The sequence below is a fragment of the Paenibacillus rhizophilus genome, assembly GCF_003854965.1.
Taxonomy (GTDB): domain Bacteria; phylum Bacillota; class Bacilli; order Paenibacillales; family Paenibacillaceae; genus Paenibacillus_AQ; species Paenibacillus_AQ rhizophilus.
Map to the genome: position 1 here is coordinate 229,005 of NZ_RQPI01000001.1, position 20,177 is coordinate 249,181.

The following is a 20,177-nucleotide window of genomic DNA, read 5'->3' on the forward strand; positions in this document are numbered from 1 at the left end:
TTCTAATCGTAAAAGCACAGGAGAATAACATGAAAATCAAAAAAGTTCTTAACAATAACGCGGTTGTGGTACACGACCTTGGAGAAGAAAAGATTGTCATGGGTTCCGGTATTGCTTTTCAAAAAGGAAAAAATGATATTGTCGATCCGACCCGAATCGAGAAAGTGTTCATAATGGACGATTTGGATCAATACGGCCATCTGCAGGAAATGCTGCGGACACTGCCCGAAGAGGAGATTGCGGTTTCCGAGAACATCATTTCCTTTGCGGAACGGGAATTGGAAGTAACCTTTAACAAACATATTCATATCGCGCTGACGGATCACCTCTCTTTTGCCTTGGAAAGGCTAAGCAAAGGAATGGTAATTCAGAACACGCTCCTGGAGGAAATCCGCATTTTATATCCGAGAGAGTTCCAAATCGGGCTGCATGCGAAAAGGCTTATCCAGGAGAAATTGCAGATCGAAATTCCGGAGGACGAGGTAGGTTATATCGCAATGCATATCCATACCGCCTGGGTGAACGCCGGGGCTTGCGAATCGGACGCGCAGATGGCTGCCGTTATCCGGGATATTGCCGAAGGGGTGGAAAATGCCGCCGGTGTATTATTGAACCGGAGCTCTGCCAACTACGAGCGTCTGGTGAACCAGCTTGAGAATATTCTCCAGACCGATGAGACGGGCAAGCTCCGCAACGAATTGGACCCTGAAATCGTGCGGATCGCCAAGGAACGCTATGCTATGGCCTACGAACAAGCCGGTTGGGTCGCCAGTCAGGTGGAAGATGACTACGGTTATACGTTCACCGACAGCCAGCTGGTGTTAATCGCCATGGAGATCAACCGGGTGGATACCCGGTTGAAGGATATGGTGAATTGAGTTTCTTTATTATTATTTTTCTCAACGCAGCGCTTTGTTAACCGGCCCTGCGTTGGGTCCGCTTGATTGTTCTTCTTCAGCACACCCCAGATTATTGTTTACCGCTTCATTGCTGTTAGCTTTATAAAGCTGACGCACCCCGCTATTCGTTACTCATACGCCTTAACACTCCTTCAGTCGCAGCCTCAGATCAATCAAGTCAACCAGACGAGGGTTCTTCTATATTGGATCAACCGATATACCATGATATTGAACGCAATCTCGACACGTTGCTCGATGAGTTTGGTCACAGTCCAGATGTAATTATTCGTAGTCTGGACTTTTGTCAGGCGGTATGCATGCGGATCGCCGTTATTTATTTGGAACATATACAACATTAATGCGGTGTCGTCTGAAATTAAATGTACATAAAGAAGGCTGTCGAGACTTACTCGACAGCCTGACAGCCCTGAAAGGGCTGTGCACCTCATCAGGGCTGTATACTAGGTTTTATAGAAAAAACAAATTAAAAGAAGTTTAGGGAGTAGATTCTTCTTATTGAACAATACGCCAAGAGTATAACCCTTGCTTAACAAGATAAACATAACCCTCCCATTGGGCAAATTCATTACCTTGCATATCACGAACTTTTTTCCGATCCTTCACAATCCAACGATCAGTCGGCTGAAAACCATTCTTCGCCTCGTATTGAATGTGGACAACAGTATATCCGGATAGATGCTCAATATTAGATACTTTCACATTTCCCCAATCACTGCTATTTTGCCAAAGATGCGAAACAAAATCACCTGGATTTTCCCTGGGGATCAAAAACAAAATAATTATGAATATACAAATAATTGATGCGATTAAAATACTTGCCTTTTTCTTCATATTAGACTCCAAATAAAAGAATTTATTGTCGATTTACTTGATGATTGACAGTTGCAAGCGTAGTCCAACCGTAATTGTCGTAATAGTAACCCGAATCGTATACACTTGCTTCATACGCGACTCGACCAACAATGGTAACAGGATAGTTAGTTCTTGGTCCACCCGCCATTGAGTACTTCCACCGTGGACTAGCACCCATATATTTTTGATCCGATGCGTAATCTGCTTGGGAGTAGGTATAAGAGTTTGGAAGAGCCATATTTGCTAAACCGTTAGAATCATAGTACTCAACATAATGTTTTTGTCGGTCATTATCTGGGAAAGAAAGTTTAATCCCCGAAGATGTAAAACCATCGATCAAACTTACCGCAGCATTGACAGGAGCGCCAAATGCAGAAAGTCCTACTAAATTATAAATATATCCTGGTATCGTAATTTTGTTATCAGATGATTGTGCAGGATCCGAACCATCAATCCATAGCACGCCATCTTTGTAAGTACTAGAGAATTGCATCACAGCTCGTGTTGTTCTTACTTGGTTAACTACGGTGAACTCACTATCCTCAAACCAAGATTTTACATTATCTGGTCGAGACCATATCCGGCCTCTTTCATACCCTTCATTATAACTTGCATTGTAAAATTCACATCTTTATATAAGTCTTCTGCATACATATTGGTACCAGCAAAGATTAAACCAAACACTGCAAGCAAAAAGAAAAGTGAAAACCATTTTTTCTTCATGATAATACCTACCTTAATATAGTATTTTGCAATCTCCCGGGTGAATTGCTAACATTAGTCATTATACCTATTTTTGTTAATATAACAATATTATTTTAAAAAGCTATATATGGTATATTTTGCATTAGAATAAAGCAAAAAAAATTAATAAACCCGATGTATATCTCCCTCAAGAATTGTAATACCACATTGTATTAGGCGGTCATACCCTTTACGTGGCGCCTTCAGATGATGAAATAGGAGTTATTTCAGGATAGAATAACGTATAACAAGCTGCCGTGTCTATTGGCCTTTGTATGGCATTCCGTTGTTGCTGCTCATTATCTTGAAAATCAGATTTAGGCATCGTTCATGATGGCGCACGATACTTCAAACTATTCAGGAATAATTAGGAATTTGTGAGGATAGACTGGGAGAATTCTCCTGATTTTCACCTTGCCCAAAAAGAGGAAATTTGGTCTATAGTTATTGTGAGCTATTAAATATAGTATTAGTCCAGACAACAAAATATTGTCAGGGTTGTTACTGTTAAGCAGGCAAGACCTAAAAATCCGATTGGGGACCATGCGGCAAATCGCCGGAGAGTCTTCATTAGGAATTTTTAGGTCTTTTTCTGTTTGATTGGAACAAAAAATTGAAGCGGAAAAGGAGAGGAATTATGAATATCAAAAAGATTGTGAAGCAAGCGGCAGCAGTAACTTTTACAACGGCTTTACTGGCAGGTGGCGGAACTTCGGCTTTTGCAAAAGAAAAAGACAGTCAGGATTACAAAGAAACGTATGATTTTTCCCACATCACACGTTTTGACATGCTGAAAATACCTGAGCAGCAACAAAGTGAACAGTTTAAAGTGCCGCAGTTCGACGCATCGACCATCAAAAACATCGCTTCGGCGAAAGGTTTTGATAAAAACGGCAACTTGATCGACCTGGATGTGTGGGACAGCTGGCCGCTGCAAAATGCCGACGGCACCGTGGCGAATTATCATGGCTACCAGATCGTGTTTGCTTTAGCAGGGAGCCCGAAGAACGGTAATGACACCTCGATTTACATATTCTATAAAAAAGCCGGCGAGACTTCGATCGACAGCTGGAAAAATGCCGGCCGGGTATTTAAAGACAGCGATAAATTTGCTGCGAATGATCCGATCCTCAAATATCAGACACAAGAGTGGTCCGGTTCCGCGACATTAACCGAAGACGGTAAAGTGCGGTTGTTCTATACGGATTTCTCGGGCGCGCCGGAAGACGGCGGAACAGGTTATAGCAAACAAACGATAACAACGGCTCAAGTCAATTTTTCAGAGGAGGATGCCAGTACGCTGAAAGTTGACGGCGTAGAGGATCATAAATCCATCTTTGACGGAGACGGAACAACGTATCAAAATGTTCAGCAGTTTATCGAAGAAGGAGCCTATGCTTCAGGGGATAACCATACATTAAGAGATCCTCACTACGTTGAAGACAACGGTCATAAGTACCTTGTATTTGAGGCCAATACAGGCACAGAAATGGGCTACCAGGGTGAAGAAGCCTTCAATAACCTGGCTTTCTATGGCGGAAATAAAAAGTTCTTCGAAGCCGAGAAAGATAAACTGCTGCAAAGTCCTAAAAAGCATGATGCTTCTCTGGCGAACGGCGCACTCGGTATGATTGAATTAAATAACGATTACACGTTGAAAAAAGTCATGAAGCCGCTGATCGCATCCAATACCGTAACGGATGAAATTGAACGGGCCAACGTATTCAAACTGAATGGCAAATGGTATTTGTTCACGGATTCCAGAGGCGCGAAAATGACCATTGATGGAATCGGCGCTGAAGATATTTATATGCTTGGCTTCGTATCCGATTCGATTACCGGACCATACAAGCCATTGAACGACAGTGGACTAGTCCTGCAAATGGATCTTGATCCCGCTGATCTTACCTTTACTTACTCTCACTTTGCCGTACCGCAGGCAGATGGGAATAATGTGGTTATTACAAGCTACATGACCAATAGAGGCTTCTATCCTGACCATCGCGCTACTTTCGCGCCAAGCTTCCTGGTGAACATTAAAGGAGCCAAAACCTCGGTTGTCAAAGACAGTATCCTTGAACAAGGGCAATTGACGATCAACTGAGGACACGCATCAAACGAGTGCAAACTCTTTGCTTTTAAAGCGATATGGGTCAATAGACCTATATCGCTCAGGCATTGAAAATTCAATATTTTAATGTGATATAGTTGAATAAAAGGGATTTGATGTAATTTTCCACTAACCCATCTTTATCCCTTTGAAACTGTGAAATAGTAACAATAATTATAGGAATATATGTGGTAGACCGAGAAGAAACCCCTACTTTTGACCCTGATTAAAACGGGAGTTTTGGTCTATAGTCATCAATTGATGAAAAATTATAGAATAACCGTGACAACAAAATATTACGGGATTGTTACTGTTTAAGCAGGCAAGACCTAAAAACTCCGATTGGGGATAGCAATGCTATCATTGATATCTCCATAGGAATTTTTAGGTCTTTTTCTGTTTGAGAGTAACAAAATACAAGGGAAAAAGGAGAGAAAGTATGAACATCAAAAAGATTGTGAAGCAAGCGACAGCAGTAACTTTTACAACAGCTTTACTGGTAGGCGGGGGTACTTCAGCTTTTGCAAAAGGAAATGACAGTCAGAGTTACAATGAAGACTATGGTTTTTCCCACATCACACGCTCTGACATGTTGAAAATTCCTGCACAACAGAACAGTGAGCAGTTTAAGGTGCCGCAATTTGATGCATCAACTATTAAAAACCTCTCTTCTGCAAAAGGCTATGATCAATACGGAAACCTGATCGATTTGGATGTGTGGGATAGCTGGCCGCTGCAAAATGCCGATGGAACTGTGGCAAATTATAAGGGCTACGAAGTTGTTTTTGCCTTAGCGGGAGATCCTGCTAGAGGTTGGGACACATTCATCCACTTGTTCTATAAAAAAATCGGTGACAACTCCATTGACGCTTGGAAGAGTGCCGGCAGAGTATTCAAGGACAGCGATAAATATGTTCCAAACGATCCTATTCTGAACAATCAAGCCGAAGAGTGGTCTGGTTCTGCAACGCTGACTTCCGACGGCGATGTTCGCTTGTTCTATACCAACCGTCAGGGCTGGGATCCGGCTCACGGCTTCTTCGGTAAACAGACCCTGACAACGGCTCAAGTCAATCTGTCCGAGCCCGATGCCACTACGCTGAAGGTGGATGGCGTAGAAGATTTCAAATCGATTTTTGATGGGGACGGTAAAATTTATCAAAATGTTGACCAATCTTTCGGTGGCGGAGACTATTCCGACAATCATACCTTGAGAGACCCTCACTATGTTGAAGAAAACGGCCATAAATACCTTGTGTTTGAATCCAATACAGGTACTGAAACAGGTTATCAAGGTGAAGATGCCTTCAATAACCAAGCTTTCTATGGCGGAAATAAGAAATTCTTCGAAGCCGAGAAAGAAAAGCTGCTGGCTGGTCCTAAGAAATCACTCGCTACTTTAGCGAACGGTTCACTGGGTATCATTGAATTGAATGATGATTATACGCTGAAAACAGTTATGAAGCCGCTGATCGCATCCAATCTTGTTACGGATGAAATTGAACGGGCGAACGTATTTGAACTGAATGGCAAATGGTATTTGTTCACGGATTCCCGCGGAGCTAAAATGACCATTGACGGAATCGGCGCTGAAGATGTTTACATGCTGGGTTACGTATCGGATTCTTTGACCGGACCTTACAAACCGTTGAACGACAGCGGGCTTGTCCTGCAAATGGATCTTGATCCTAAAGATGTTACCTGGACTTACTCCCATTTTGCTGTACCGCAAGCTGACGGAAAGAATGTGGTCATCACAAGTTACATGACCAACAGAGGTCTTTTTGCAGATCACAAGTCCACCTTTGCGCCAAGCTTCCTGGTAAACATTAAAGGTTCCAAAACTTCGGTTGTCAAAGACAGCATCCTTGAACAAGGACAATTGACGATCAAATAACAACAGGTTTGATGTATTATTAATTAAAGAAAAGAAAATGTCGATGTTACATTGGCATTTTCTTTTTTTTCATAGAGTGAGGTGTTCAATTGAACAACAACAAGAATGCATTTATACGACGATTCGTTATATGGGTGATTTGTTTAACCGGTCTGATCACGGCAGGGTTAGCGGTTCATTATTCAACAAATGACAGAAAAGAGGAAACCATCATTAATGAAGAACCTCCACTGTCTAAAGAAAAGCCTTCCTATCGGGCCAGCTATCATTTCACGACTCCCGACAAATGGATGAACGACCCGCAGCGGCCGATTTATCTGGATGGCAAGTATCATTACTATTATCTCTACAATCGTGACTATCCTAAAGGAAATGGTACAGAGTGGCGGCATGCAACATCGACGGATTTGGTGCACTGGAAAGATGAAGGGGTGGCCATTCCGAAATATACGAACCGAAATGGCGATCCGTGGACGGGATCGGTCGTTGAGGACAAGGATAATACGGCAGGCTTTGGCAAAGGGGCGCTTGTGGCGTTAGTGACACAACCCTCTGCGGATGGCGGGAAGCAGGAACAATATTTATGGTACAGCACGGACAGAGGAAAAAAGTTCATCTCTTATAGCAATAAGCCTGTTCTGGCCAATCCGGGCACACATGATTTCCGCGATCCTAAGATCATCTGGGATGACAAGTCCCGGAAATGGATCATGACCATGGCGGAAGGAACGAAAGTAGGTTTTTACGAATCCTCCAATTTAAAAGATTGGCTTTATATCAGCGGTTTTGTTACCGAAAATATCGGGCTTGTGGAATGCCCTGATCTATATATGATGCGGGCGGATGACGGGACCTATAAATGGATTCTCGGCGTCAGCGCAAACGGGAAACCGGCAGGTAAACCTAACACCTACGCCTACTGGACCGGAGACTTTAACGGCAAGGAATTTATCCCGGATAGCAAAGAGCCGCAGTGGCTGGATTACGGCTTTGATTGGTATGCCGCGGTAACGTTTGAAGAGGGGGCGGGCAGCGATAAATACAGCCATCGTTATGCTTTGGCCTGGATGAATAACTGGGATTACCCCCATACTACGCCGACGCTGCGGGAAGGCTATAACGGAATAAATTCGATCGTCCGTCAAATCAAGCTTAAGTCTGCGGGCGGAACGTACCAATTGATTTCACAGCCCACTCAGGCGTTAAATCAATTGACCCAATCAACGGAATCCTTTCAACGAATCGAGGTTAATGGCACTAGAACGCTTAATACAACCGGAGATGCTTACCAGCTTGACGCGGACATATCGTGGTCTGATCTCAAGAATGCGGGACTCAGACTTCGGGAATCTGCAGACAAGAAGCGGCATGTCGATGTCGGGGTTTTTGTGGAAGGCAGTTACAGCTATGTCAATAGAAGAAATACATGGCAGCCCGACAAGGGCGGAACCTATGTGGAAAGCAGGGCACCGTTCGATGCCGGCAAGAAAAAGGTGCATTTAAAAATCCTCGTCGATAAGACAAGCATCGAAGTTTTTGTTGATGATGGCTCTGTCGTTTTTTCCAATGTCATTTTCCCCGGATGGAACGATAAAGGAATCACGCTTTTTTCAGAAGGCGGCAAGGCGGTCTTTGAAAATGTCGTGATCAATCACTTGGGCAAAAAATAATCATTTTGCCAAACGCCGGCTATCCCATCTCTTTCTCAGCTGCGATAGCCGGCGCTTTGGTGCCTTCTTTTTTAATATTCGAAGCTATCCGGCTGATCCATGGACTCGACCAGTTTTCTCTCTTGCTCCAACTCGCTGTCGGATTTTATTTCCACTCCTCTGTCACCAGCATCCTGTTCTTCCCTATTTAGTGAAGTCCGGTTAAATTCCCTTTGCTCATGGAGTTCCTGTTCTTCCTCGCTCACGTTATACCCTCCTTCTGAAGCTGTCTGAAGTGGCAGGCCTTAGCGAATGTATCCTTGTCCGGCCCCTTTTACATTGTTAACCAATAAGAACTCCCTTAAGCTTAAAATCTGATATTTATTCTTGACGAAAACCCAAATAATGCTATACTAGTAAAAACATTAATAAGATGAGATTACTCGGAATAAAACACAGTGCCTTTTTATAGCTAGAATCCCCCATATCACCACGATTTCCAGGGATGATGCCGCGGGTAAGACTAACCGCTCCCATGATCCTGGCGACTCCCAATTATTTTCGTCAAACCGATTCCTTGTCCGACTTTGCTTTTCACAATACCTGGCAACAGCCAAAAAATAATGGTGTGCGCCTTAGGAGTGAGTCAAACCCAATTTAAGTTAGAAGGAGGCTTTTATATTGTCAATTAATTTAAATCTCTCACAGGTAACCATCAGGGAAAAAAGACTGAAATCCATCGTAGGATACCAAGGAACGATCAAGGATTTGGCGGAACAATCACAATCCGGATGTCTGAAAAATGCATCCAGAGGATTCAGCCAGGCTACAAATTGCAACTCGGGCTGTGCACAAGGGTATTTATCTTCGATTACGGATGCGGCTATCGTCAATCATGGGCCGATCGGCTGTGCGGGTGACGTCGCGGGCGCAAACGCGGGGTTTCAATGGGGACAGAGAATCAGAGACTGGAACCAGAGAAACGTTAGAATCATCAATACCAATATGTCGGAAAAGGCTGTCGTATTTGGCGGAGACCAGATTCTGAAAGAAGGCATCCTGAAAGCCTATGAAAGATTTAATCCCAAAGCGATCTTTGTGACCACATCCTGCGCTTCCGGCATTATCGGAGACGATATCGAAAGCACGATCAGAAATGTGGAAGCGGAGATTGGCATCCCCGTTGTTCCCGTTTTTTGCGAAGGATTCCGGTCACAGATCTGGGCTTCCGGGTTTGATGCGGCATTCCATGCCATATTGTCGCGAATTGTTAAGCCTGCCGAGAAGAAGCGTCCCGAATTGGTTAATGTCATCAATTTTGCGGGCAGTGGACGGGCTGTCATTACCGAGATTTTCGGGCGTTTGGGGCTGGTGCCTCAGTTCGGAATACCCTACAGCAACATAGAGGAAATCTCCAGATGGTCGGAAGCCGCGGCTACAATCAGTATTTGCGGCACGCTCGGCAGTTATATGGGGAATGGCCTGGAGCAGAATTTTGGCGTCCCTTATGTAACGGCGCTGCAGCCGCACGGGATTTCCGGATTTGATGACTGGCTTACAAAGCTTGGAGAGACAGTGGGCAAGGAGAAAGAAGTTGAAGAGTATCTTACGGAACAAAAGGTGATTGCTGCGCCTGATTTGGAAGAGATCAAGTTTAAGCTGAAAGGCAAAAAAGTGGTCGTCGGCATGGGGCCGAGCTTCGCGCATAACTATATTCGGTTTCTCGAGGATCTCGGCATGGAAGTAGTATGGGGATTCTCCTGGCATTACGATGCCAAGCATGATCATGGCGGATGCCCTTCCTGCACAGTGGAACTGACCAAGACAGACAAAGATATCCCGGTCAGCGTAAGCGATCAGCAGAATCACGAGGTCATTAATTTGTTGTCAAAGGTCAAGCCGGATATTTTTATCGGAAGACATCCCGGAATGTCCGTCTGGGCTACAAAAATGGGTATTCCCGCCATCATGGTCAGCGATGAATACAGCGCCTTCGGTTATCAGGGAACGATCGAGTTCGGACATCGCATTATTGATGCGCTGACCAACAATAGTCTTGCCTTGAATCTGTCCAAACGAATTCAGCTGCCCTATACCGAATGGTGGCTGGAGCAGGACCCCTTCGAATTCCTTAAACAAAAAAATAAGAGAAAAGAAAGTGAGAACAAGAAAAATGTCGCAGTGCGTTGAGCAAATCAGACATGTGTGCACACTCGGTGCGTTTGAATCGGTACTGGCCATCAAAAGAGCGGTGCCCATCGTCCATGCCGGTCCGGGCTGCGTAGCCAAGCTGTGGACGACACTCGGAAGTCAAAACGGCCATCAAGGTTCAGGATATGTCGGGGGACATGCGATTCCCTGCACCAATGCCTCAGAAAAAGAAGTGGTGTTTGGCGGTACGGACCAGCTGCGTAAAGTCATCACCAATACCTTTGATGTCATCGATGGTGATCTTTTCGTCGTACTCACGGGCTGCACATCGGATATTATAGGGGATGATGTGGGGGAGGTTACAAGAAAATTCCAGGATCAAGGCAAACCGATTGTATATGTTGAAACCGGCGGGTTCAAGGGAAGCAATCTGGTCGGTCATGAACTGGTTCTGGATGCCATTATCGACCAGTATTTGCAGCCGCAGCAGGTAGAACCGGGACTGGTCAATATCTGGTCGTCAGTACCTTATCAGAATACCTTCTGGTCGGGTGACATCGAGCAACTGAACATTCTCATTTCTTCGCTCGGGCTGAAACCGAATGTGATCTTCGGACCGGATAGCAGCGTTGAAGCTCTCAATAACATACCCAAGGCGCAGTTTAATCTGGTGATCTCTCCATGGGTGGGACTCCGGAACGCCGAGCATTTGGAAGACAAATTCGGCACGCCGTTTCTGCATTATCCGGCGCTTCCGGTCGGTCCGACTGAAACCTCCAATTTCCTGAGAGCGGTAGGTGAATTCGCCGGAATTGATCCTTCAGTAGTTGAAAATGTCATCCGTAAGCAAGAGGAACGATATTTCTACTATTTGGAAAGAGCAGCCGATACGTTGCTGGAAACAAGACTGCTGCCAAGACGGTTCATTACGGTGGCGGACAGCCTGTATGCGCTGGGAATCGCCAGATTTTTGACCAATGACATGGGATTAATCCCGGAGAAGCAGTTCATCACCGATGATACGCCGATAAAATATCAGGACAGTGTATCCGCGGAATTCAAGAAATTCACAAGTGATATCGTTGCCGAAACGGTATTTTCTAATGATGGAGGTTATGTTGAAGAAGAAATCAGAAAATTAAAAATCAGAAGCCGTCCGATTATTCTGGGCAGTTCCTGGGAACGGGTGGTTGCAAGAGACTTGAACGCCTATCAGCTGTCGGTTTCCGCACCCATCGGCAATGAGATGGTACTAAGCAAATCCTACGTTGGATATAATGGAGCATTACAATTGGTTGAAGATATCTATTCCGTAGTATTGAATGATTTCATGTGAAAATAAGCTCAAGGGTTCGTATAATTGTTCTTGGGAGCGATTTGCGAACCTTTTTTTTGTGCTCAGGAATGACAGGCGCGGGATGGCTCAAAATTCCACATGGATAATGAAGGAGTGAGGAAAGATGAAAGTCATTGCAATCAACGGCAGTCCGCGAAAAAACCGCAATACCGCGACGCTGCTTCAGGAAGCTCTTCTCGGGGCGCAGGCCCAGGGAGCGGAGACGAAGCTGGTGCATTTGTACGATCTGAATTTTAAGGGATGCGCGAGCTGTTTATCCTGCAAAAGAAAAGGCAGCCGGCTGGGCGGATTATGTGCCATGAAAGACGATTTAAAGGAGGTGCTGAGGGAAATCCTGGCATGCGACGCTCTCCTGCTGGGTTCCCCCATCTATTTCGGCAATGTTACCGGAGAAATTCGAAGCTTCCTGGAGCGGCTGCTGTTCCCCAATCTATCCTACAACGAAGGAGAGAGATCCACTTTTGAGGGCAGGATCAACTCGGGCTTTATCTATACCATGAATGTCACAGAAGAGCGAATGCAAGAGATGAATTACGAGCCGGTATTCCAGAGCAATCGGAATCTGCTGCAGATACTGGGCGGGGATTCGGAGATTCTGCTCTCTTGTGATACGTATCAATTTGCCGATTATTCCAAGTATGAAGCTTCCAAATTCGACGCTGCGCAAAAGGCCAGAGTAAGAGAGGAACAGTTCCCCGTCGACCGCAGAAAGGCGTTTGAGCTCGGAGCCCGTTTGGCTGCCGTATGACGCGAGCTGCGAGACTGATTTTAACAATTATGTTATCGGAAATTCTTGCAATGCCTAAAAACCTATAAAGTGGGTGACTACATGGAAGTGGTAAAAAAACTATTATCAAATAAATTTGAAGAGATTCAAAGAAGAATAATACTAGTTTTAGACCAGTTAAGCGATGAACAGGTCAATTGGCGTCCTAATGAATCGAGTAACAGTGTAACGAACTTAATTGTCCATATTCGTGGGAATATTGATGAAAGAATTACTAAAGGAATTCATAATAAGGAAATCTCCAGAAATAGAGATGAAGAATTTGAAAAACGATATAGAACGAAACAAGATTTGATTAATTTAACCAAAGGATCGTTTGATGAAATTATAGAAACGATAAAAATTATGACGGAAGAAACGCTTATGAAGACACAACTGGTAAGGAACAAGGAAAGAACAAATTTAGATATGATAATACAGTGTGCAACACATTTTTCTGAGCATATGGGGCAGATACTTTATATAGGAAAGATGATTAAAGACAGAGAATATGTAACAACATCAATACCTAAGAAGGGCAATAAATAAAGAGTTATTGTAGTAATTCCGGGAAGGCAAGAACATCCGATAACACGGTATTCACGCTGCGGGCCTTACGGCCTTGGTCGCCCAGAAGCTAGAGCAGGGAAGCGGATTCAGGCGAAACACCTGCAAGGCTAAGTGGCTTCGCCACCCGGTTCTATTTTATCGCTTCGTTCCGATTAATTTGGGAACCTTAAGCCTTTCGGCGTCGGGAACACAAGAACGTTATTAAATGTTTGGGTTCGAGTAGCTCATAGTATTGCTCAAAACGGCAGAGTTACAATACTGTGCGGAACCATTATGCCGTGGGACATGAAAAAGACTTTTGATTTTAATTCATTTAAACACGTATATTACTTGAATTTGCACTGTGATGACGAAACTAGGGAAGCGCGGTTACTTGCAAGAAATTGGCCACAGCAAATGATTGATGACTATAAGAACTTCGCAAAACGATTATTGGAAATTGCAGATGAAGAATATGACCCACCAATGCCAACGATCGATACAACGTCAACTCCTGTAACGGAAGTAGCTTATGGAATCAGAGATTGGGTTCTGCGGTATATTTGAAAATACCCGCCATAGCGCACCGGATCTGGCGATCCATAACATGTCATTCAGTTAGCACCTCTTTAATGCGATCCCATTGATCGTCACGTATTACGTATCGTCTTCCGCAGCTCTCTTTTTCCAATCGTACTATGCTTCCGCTCTGAAATATACGAACCGGTTAGAGTCAGGAAGGTTCCCGCCAGGGTTGCCCAGGTGATCTGTTCATGCAGAATGAGGGCGGAGGCCGCTACTGAAATCACAGGCACCATATAAATGTAGACGCTTGTTTTGATCGCTCCCAGGATGCCTACCGCCAAGTTCCAGGTTACAAAACAAATTGCGGAGGCTCCAAAGGCCAAGTATAAAAGGTTCGTGACATTCGAAATGTCATGGAATCGATCCAAGTCAAAATTGAATTTATGAAAAAATAAAACAGGCAGCATAAATAGCAAACCATAAAAAAACACTGTACGGGTGGAGCCAATGGTGTGATGGTTCAGCCCGCTTATTTTTCTCATCAACACGGAATACACTGCCCAAACGGCAGGGGCCAAGAATGCCAATAGATCCCCGACAGGGTTCAGCTGGAGAAGGCTTCCGTTGAACCCGATTAATACGATTCCGGTCAGCGCAAGCGCAAATCCTATCATAAATTGAACATTTAATTTCTCGCCCTCCAAAAAGAAGTGAGCCAGAACCGCCGTGAAAAAGGGAGCGATCGACACAATCACGCCTACGTGGGAAGCAAGCGTATATGTAAGGGCTATATTTTCAATCAAAAAGTATAAAGTGACGCCGCAAAGTCCAGCCGAGATAAACAGCAATTCTTCCTTAAAAGTCTTCGTACGGATAGGACGGGGATAGAGCAGAAACAAGACGGCATACCCGATAAGGAATCGGAAAAACAGAATTTCGACGGGAGTAAAATCGGTTAGCAATATTTTTGTGGAGATAAAGGTAGTTCCCCAGATCAAAATCGTGAATAACGAGAGCAGATGTCCGGCCGTGCTCTTATGTTGATCCGTCATACCGTGACATCCTCCGATCGTTTCGATCCCTTTTCATGACTGAAGATACGCATATACTGCTTAGGGGTTAAGCCGATCAATTTTTTAAAGAAATTTGAGAAGTGGCTCTGATCGCTAAAACCGGTCTGAAAGGCCACATCGATAGGAGGCGTTCCCTGTTCCAAAAGCCTTTTCGCATGGTTGATCCGCACGGTTCCCAGATAGCTGTACGGCGAGATTCCTTTTGACCGTGTGAATGAACGCAGCAAATGATATTTGCTCAGTCCTGTCAACTTACTTAAATGATCCAGAGTAATGCTTTGGGTATAGTGTGACTCTATGTATTCGCATATGATATTGATTTCAGAGGTGAATTCCTGAGAGGGATAAGGCGTACCTACGTCTGAATACTCTCTCATCAGCTGCTCCAGGAGTAGCAGAAACGCTTCTTCCTTCTGGAACCCGGGCTGCTCCTCTAAAACCAGCAGGTGCAGCTCACGCAGGGATGCGGCCAGGTCACTACGATAAAGAACGGTTGGCGCGAAGCTGGGCAAATAATCTGTTCCCGTTACTTCCAGCGCATATTGGCGCATGACCTCTGGTTGAATGTTGATGCAGCGATAGTCGAGCGTCCTTCCGTCTACCTGTTCACAGGCGTGGGGATCCTGAGGGTTGAAGATGACTAAGTCTCCGCTGTTAATGATATACTCCTCATTCTTGCAGATCAGACGCCGCTTGCCTTGTTCAATAAAACCAATGACATAATAGTCATGAAAATGGTTGGGAAACTTCTGCATGATCCCTTCAAACCGATACGCTTCCAGCTTTAAATCCGCATCGAAACAGACCGTTCGAACCTCGCGAGTCATCGCCTGCACCTTCTTTTCAAGTTCAATGTGCTGTCATTATAATATGAAAAGAAAGAAAATTCTTGAATAATGTTGCTCGGTGAACCGGCTGGCCGCAATGCTTATCCTTGTTCCTCGTAACCGATCGCCTGGAAAATAAACCGGGTCAAATCCTCCAGAAACCAATTCGGATCTTCTTCATTATTGTCGAGAAGCTGCTTGAAATAAAACGTTTTGTTGTGAAACAGAATGCTGCCAAGCACGCTGATGAAAGTATGGTCAAGCGACCGGAAATGAAACACGCCCTGCTCCCGGCCCAGCTTCAGCCAATCCCGGAGCAGTGCCCATATCGGCAGTGTCAATTCTTGAATTTTGTCCATCCGGGGGGACTGCATGATGATTTCCTGCTGCAGTATACTGACGATTTCCGGCTCGCGCTGCCGGTAAGCGGTGATTTCCCGTATCAGTAGTTTGAGACCCGAGACCGCATCCATCCGGGACAGTTCATCTCCATTTAATATATCGTGCGAAAAATATTCCTTGAACAAAGCTTCAAACACTTTATCTTTACCGCCAAAATAATACGAGACGAGCGATACGTTGGCGCCCGCCTCTTCGCATATTTGCCGTACGGTCGTAGCGTTGAAGCCCTGCTGCGCGAACAGCTTCTTCGCAGCCTGCAAAATGCGCAGCTTAACGTCATTTTCTTCTGAGCCCATGCTTTTCCATTTCCCCTTTGCGGAACGAAACTATCCCTTATATATGCTCTTATTATAAGCGGGACAAACGGAGGTTTTCCAGTGAGGTCCGTGGCAGGTGTCCGATTCGGTAATCCGAACCGTTTATGATTCGGGGACCGTACCAGAGCGGGGCTGAGCTGCCGCCGAAGTGGTTCCGTCAGCCGCAGGTTCCCTGCGCAGGGCCGTCGCTCCGGTCATCACGAGCGCCATCACCGCCGCAGTAACGAGCAGCGCCGCAGCAATGCTGCCGTTCCCGGGGCCCCCGAACAGCAGGTTCATTAGTCCTTCTACCGCGTAAGTAGCCGGGAGTACACTTCCGAGATTGACGTAAAAGCCGGACAGCAGCTCGCGCGGTATCATCGCGCCGGATGACACGAGCTGCATAGACAGCAGCACGATGTTCAGCAGCATTCCGGCGGTGCCGAGCAGCGCAAGTAGTGCCTGCGCAACGAGCATGAACGTGAATACGAACAATGTCTGGAAGCTCCACAACGCCCAAAATCCCCGTTCGACCTGTCCGCCGAGCAGCATGACTAGCGAAGTTCCGACGAGCGAAACGACGATGGCCGCCGGAATCGTAATAGCGAAGCGGGCGCCGAGCCGCTGCCAGCGTCCTGTGCGGGCGGAAATCGCCATCGCCGATATTTCAAAGTTCTGGGCCATGATCATCGCGCCGACGAGCGAGGCGAACACCATCATCATCGGCACCATCTGGTTGTTCGTCCCGTCAACAATGTTCACCGACTGGATATCCGACACTACCCGCTCAGACAGCAGACCTGACATGGCCGCAGCTTTCTCAGCCGGCATTCCCTGCGACAGCGCGGCCTGGGTACCCGCCGCAATGGCCTGCTTATTCGCTGCTGCCGTCACCTGGGAGGCGATGGAGGTCATCATACTTTTGATCATTGAAGGATTGGATTCGTTCACAACATACTGAATGGCTGCCTTGCCGTCCCGGCTCGCCGCAAGCGACGTAAAGTTCGCGGGAATGTGCACGATCATTTGAATATGGCGGTCATCCAGCCGCTCTCGGGCGGATTCCATATCCGCTGCCGTCTCCACTTTGACGGGCAGCGACTCCGACAACTGCTTCGCAATAACGGCCCCGCTTTTCATATCCTCGTTCACGACCGCGATACTAAGCTTGTCGATCCGTTCCGACACGTCTTCATAACCTGTCATCCAGATGATGGAAAAGATCAACTGAAAGAGCAGCGCAGTAGCAATGCCGATTATCGTCGTCTTCATTTTCAAAAATTCCTTGATTGTAGTCATTAAGCATCTCACTCCCCAAAATTCATAATGGTATGATTTCTCCATCAATTAAAACAAATGATTTAAATGGTTGTTTTAATTGTTTGTTTGAATTATAAAGGGTGAAATCCTTGGTGTCAATTCGTAATGTATGAGCGAAGGCCCTCCCGAGAATGTTCATATTCCGGGTTTTCCAATTATGTTAGGATAAAGGCCGAAACCAATTCGCTTATCGGAGTTGATTATTCGTTGAACAATTTTGAAGTTATTAGCCTGGACATGTTTCAAACCTTAGTAAATGTGGACAGTAGGATCGAACAAATCTGGAGACCCATTTTACAAAATAATTTCACCGCACAATTCGCTGAAGAGTATGCAAAATCTTTGCTTAAAGTTTTTTTTACTCACTGGATTGAACTGAGAAAGACAGGGCAATTTCAACTGATGAATGAAATCTATGAGAGAAGTTTTATAGAACTGTTTAAAAAGAAGGCGATTCAATTTGATGCGGGCGAAGCGGTTAAAATTCTATTTCGAGAGCATACATTATCGCAATTTTATGATGAAACCATCGACTTTCTTGACAGTATTTTAAAGAGACATAAAGTTTGTATCGTAAGCGATGCGGATGATGCAATGATTCCGAATTTTTACGAGAGATATGGAGTGCATCTGTTTACATCCGAGCAGCATCAATCTTATAAAAACGACGACAGAAATACGATGTTTAAGGAATTACTCAAATTCTATCGCATTGCTCCTAAACAAGTGCTTCACGTTGGAGATTCGGCTTCTGACATACTCGGGGCCAGTAGAGAAGGCATCGTAACTTGCTGGATCAATAGAAACAATAGAGCTTGGGAGTATGGAGTTAAACCGGATTACATCATAGAATCGTTAAATGAAATGGAAGACATTTTGTTCGTTCAAAAATAGTGTGCGTGGCCAGCAACAAAATTCCAATCCCGCTTTATTAATGAAGGCGGACAATTATACCTCTGTGGTGTGTGAGAAAGCGCATGGAAAAGTATCATGAAGTTTGGAATAGTGTAAATACACGGTAAGGCAAAAGGAGAGTTATCCGACCATCATGAACAAAACGTCATCTAAAAACAATGCATCGTCAGTCTGCAACTGCATCAATTTGCGCCGGGCTTCGCTTGTTATCACGGATCTGTATGATCGTTATCTTGAACCCAGTGGGCTGAATAATAGCCAATTTTCACTTCTACGGCACATTGACCGGCTGGGACCGGCAAGTGTAAGCGATGTGGCATTGGTGATGCGACTCGACCGGACAACACTTGTGCGCAATCTCAAAGCCATGGAGCAACAAGGTTATGTTCAGGATACGGCAGCCAAGGGAAGCCGGAGCCGCCAATTGACTTTGACAGAAAGTGGGGAAGCGGTACATGCGGCTGCGGGACGGCTGTGGGATGATGCGCAAAACTTTGTGGAGCAATCGCTGGGTAAAGAGGATTTGGCTGCACTAAATTTTCTGTTATCCAAAGTGGAGACTCTTGTTCCGTGAAGGCTCTGGCTATCTGTAAGGCCGTACCCGATTCAAGGTGATTTGTACTTTCTTACAGATTGTTATACGTTCTACTCGTGTATATACACGAAAAGAGGCAGGGCTTTTGCTGTAACTGTACACGATGGAAGGGAGAGAATATGGAAATGGAAAAGGACATGAAAGAGGCAGGGGGGCGCATCAAGCTGTGGATCGTAGAGGAGTTAAAGTCTTATGTGCGGGAAAGCAAAGGGAACTTTTCGGAAGAACTTCAGGCACCTTACTACGAGGAGCCGATTGTGCAATTCGCAGCAGCGGATGATCCCTTGTTTGAGGAATATAAGACGCTTATCGGTCCTGACCATGCTACGCCCCGGGAAGTCTTTGAGCGGTCATTTGGCCCCGGCAGCTATGGGGGAGGCTCGGTGATCAGCGTGGTGCTGCCCATCAGCGAAGTCATCCGCCGGGCCAACCGGGCGCAAAAGGACGGGCCTTCGCGGGAGTGGGCGCTGCTCCGCACATTTGGGGATGAGTATTTTTTGAATGAGATTCGCGGACATTTACCGGCTTATTTGAGCAGCCTCGGCTACCGGGCGGTCGCCCCACTGGATACCGACTGGTATAGTATTCAGGGTTCGGCCTCGGGCCCGGTGTCCAATTGGTCGGAACGCCATGTCGCTTATGCTGCGGGCCTAGGCAGCTTCAGTATCAACGACGGCTTCATCACGGAGAAGGGGATCGCGATCCGGTTGTTCTCCGTTGTGACCGACCTGCAGGTGACGCCGGATGCCAGAACGGCAGCAAGCCATGCGGGGAATTGCCTGCTCCACAGCAAAGGGATTTGCGGCGCATGCATCACCCGCTGCCCGGTGCAGGCCATCAGCAAAGAGGGGCATGACAAAATCGCCTGCATGAAATTTGTGTATGGGCAAGCCTCCCGGGACTGGGCAGTGGCAAACGGCGGAGATGCCAAATGGGGAGCCGGCTGCGGTCTGTGCCAAACCAAGGTGCCTTGCGAGAGTAGAAATCCAATGCGGACTGCACGGTGAGAATAGTATAATACTAGAGAGAGGAAGGGAAAACAGAAAGGAATGGAAAACGTATGAACACGAGCCATTCATCGAGAACGCTTGGCCATTTCATCAAATCCCGCAGAGAACGCCTTCAACCCACGGATGCGGGAATTACGCATAGCTCCGGGCGAAGAAGAACGCCGGGTCTCCACAGGGAAGAAGTAGCTTCCTGGCGGCGTTAAAGCGGCAATATAACGG

20 protein-coding genes are annotated in these 20,177 nt (G+C 45.8%); 12 read left to right on the forward strand and 8 right to left on the reverse strand.

Annotated elements, in window-relative coordinates; all coding sequences use genetic code 11:
• Positions 1-29: 29 nt before the first annotated feature.
• Entirely contained in the window at positions 30-878 is an 849-nt protein-coding gene (locus tag EH198_RS01095; protein WP_124693714.1) for a PRD domain-containing protein, read from the forward strand.
• A 534-nt stretch (positions 879-1,412) separates the two neighbouring features.
• Here the strand turns inward: EH198_RS01095 and EH198_RS01100 are convergent.
• From EH198_RS01100 to EH198_RS24435, 3 genes are read right to left on the reverse strand one after another with little or no spacing between them, the layout of a single operon-like run.
• A complete protein-coding gene (locus tag EH198_RS01100; RefSeq protein WP_124693715.1) occupies positions 1,413-1,751 on the reverse strand; it encodes a hypothetical protein in 339 nt (112 codons plus the stop codon).
• 22 nt (positions 1,752-1,773) lie between these two features.
• Positions 1,774-2,268 carry a hypothetical protein gene (locus tag EH198_RS01105; RefSeq protein WP_124693716.1) on the reverse strand — a complete coding sequence of 165 codons (495 nt, stop codon included), beginning with the start codon at positions 2,266-2,268 and terminating at the stop codon, positions 1,774-1,776.
• A gap of 59 nt (positions 2,269-2,327) precedes the next feature.
• The gene (locus tag EH198_RS24435) at positions 2,328-2,495 is read right to left on the reverse strand and encodes a hypothetical protein (protein WP_185702702.1); all 168 of its coding nucleotides are present in this window, start codon (positions 2,493-2,495) and stop codon (positions 2,328-2,330) included.
• 658 nt (positions 2,496-3,153) lie between these two features.
• Here EH198_RS24435 and EH198_RS01110 point away from each other — a divergent pair.
• From EH198_RS01110 to EH198_RS01120, 3 genes are all read left to right on the forward strand, one after another.
• The gene (locus EH198_RS01110; RefSeq protein ID WP_124693717.1) at positions 3,154-4,620 is read left to right on the forward strand and encodes a glycoside hydrolase family 68 protein; all 1,467 of its coding nucleotides are present in this window, start codon (positions 3,154-3,156) and stop codon (positions 4,618-4,620) included.
• Between the two features lie 445 nt (positions 4,621-5,065).
• A complete protein-coding gene (locus EH198_RS01115) occupies positions 5,066-6,523 on the forward strand; it encodes a glycoside hydrolase family 68 protein (RefSeq protein ID WP_124693718.1) in 1,458 nt (485 codons plus the stop codon).
• Between the two features lie 155 nt (positions 6,524-6,678).
• Positions 6,679-8,193, forward strand: a complete 1,515-nt coding sequence (locus EH198_RS01120) for a glycoside hydrolase family 32 protein (protein ID WP_379310249.1) — start codon at positions 6,679-6,681, stop codon at positions 8,191-8,193.
• A 71-nt stretch (positions 8,194-8,264) separates the two neighbouring features.
• Here the strand turns inward: EH198_RS01120 and EH198_RS24440 are convergent, their stop codons facing one another.
• Positions 8,265-8,438 (reverse strand): hypothetical protein, encoded by a 174-nt coding sequence (locus EH198_RS24440; protein ID WP_185702703.1) that lies wholly within the window; start codon positions 8,436-8,438, stop codon positions 8,265-8,267.
• Positions 8,439-8,853: 415 nt separating this feature from the next.
• Between EH198_RS24440 and EH198_RS01125 the strand changes: the two genes are divergently transcribed.
• From EH198_RS01125 to EH198_RS01145, 5 genes are all read left to right on the forward strand, one after another.
• Complete coding sequence (locus EH198_RS01125; protein WP_124693720.1) at positions 8,854-10,362, forward strand: nitrogenase component 1; 1,509 nt, start codon at positions 8,854-8,856, stop codon at positions 10,360-10,362.
• Positions 10,331-11,659 (forward strand): nitrogenase component 1, encoded by a 1,329-nt coding sequence (locus EH198_RS01130; RefSeq protein ID WP_221621468.1) that lies wholly within the window; start codon positions 10,331-10,333, stop codon positions 11,657-11,659. Before EH198_RS01125 ends, EH198_RS01130 begins: the two co-directional genes overlap by 32 nt.
• Before the next feature lie 124 nt (positions 11,660-11,783).
• Positions 11,784-12,428 (forward strand): flavodoxin family protein, encoded by a 645-nt coding sequence (locus EH198_RS01135; RefSeq protein WP_124693721.1) that lies wholly within the window; start codon positions 11,784-11,786, stop codon positions 12,426-12,428.
• 81 nt (positions 12,429-12,509) lie between these two features.
• The gene (locus EH198_RS01140) at positions 12,510-12,995 is read left to right on the forward strand and encodes a DUF1572 family protein (RefSeq protein WP_124693722.1); all 486 of its coding nucleotides are present in this window, start codon (positions 12,510-12,512) and stop codon (positions 12,993-12,995) included.
• A 294-nt stretch (positions 12,996-13,289) separates the two neighbouring features.
• Complete coding sequence (locus EH198_RS01145) at positions 13,290-13,562, forward strand: hypothetical protein (RefSeq protein WP_124693723.1); 273 nt, start codon at positions 13,290-13,292, stop codon at positions 13,560-13,562.
• Positions 13,563-13,645: 83 nt separating this feature from the next.
• On the opposite strand, the gene EH198_RS01150 is transcribed toward EH198_RS01145, so the two are convergent.
• From EH198_RS01150 to EH198_RS01165, 4 genes are all read right to left on the reverse strand, one after another.
• Complete coding sequence (locus tag EH198_RS01150; RefSeq protein WP_124693724.1) at positions 13,646-14,572, reverse strand: DMT family transporter; 927 nt, start codon at positions 14,570-14,572, stop codon at positions 13,646-13,648.
• Positions 14,569-15,420: an AraC family ligand binding domain-containing protein gene (locus EH198_RS01155; RefSeq protein WP_124693725.1), complete on the reverse strand. Its 852-nt coding sequence runs from the start codon at positions 15,418-15,420 to the stop codon at positions 14,569-14,571. Before EH198_RS01155 ends, EH198_RS01150 begins: the two co-directional genes overlap by 4 nt.
• A gap of 101 nt (positions 15,421-15,521) precedes the next feature.
• Entirely contained in the window at positions 15,522-16,118 is a 597-nt protein-coding gene (locus tag EH198_RS01160; RefSeq protein ID WP_124693726.1) for a TetR/AcrR family transcriptional regulator, read from the reverse strand.
• A gap of 123 nt (positions 16,119-16,241) precedes the next feature.
• Entirely contained in the window at positions 16,242-17,417 is a 1,176-nt protein-coding gene (locus EH198_RS01165) for a YhgE/Pip domain-containing protein (protein WP_124693727.1), read from the reverse strand.
• A 228-nt stretch (positions 17,418-17,645) separates the two neighbouring features.
• Here EH198_RS01165 and EH198_RS01170 point away from each other — a divergent pair, with 228 nt between their 5' ends.
• The 3 genes from EH198_RS01170 to EH198_RS01180 all read left to right on the forward strand — a co-directional run bounded on the left by EH198_RS01170 (position 17,646) and on the right by EH198_RS01180 (position 19,955).
• A complete protein-coding gene (locus EH198_RS01170) occupies positions 17,646-18,332 on the forward strand; it encodes an HAD family hydrolase (protein ID WP_185702704.1) in 687 nt (228 codons plus the stop codon).
• Positions 18,333-18,486: 154 nt separating this feature from the next.
• Positions 18,487-18,927, forward strand: a complete 441-nt coding sequence (locus tag EH198_RS01175; protein WP_124693729.1) for a MarR family winged helix-turn-helix transcriptional regulator — start codon at positions 18,487-18,489, stop codon at positions 18,925-18,927.
• 146 nt (positions 18,928-19,073) lie between these two features.
• The gene (locus EH198_RS01180; RefSeq protein WP_246014057.1) at positions 19,074-19,955 is read left to right on the forward strand and encodes a (Fe-S)-binding protein; all 882 of its coding nucleotides are present in this window, start codon (positions 19,074-19,076) and stop codon (positions 19,953-19,955) included.
• Positions 19,956-20,177 lie beyond the last annotated feature (222 nt).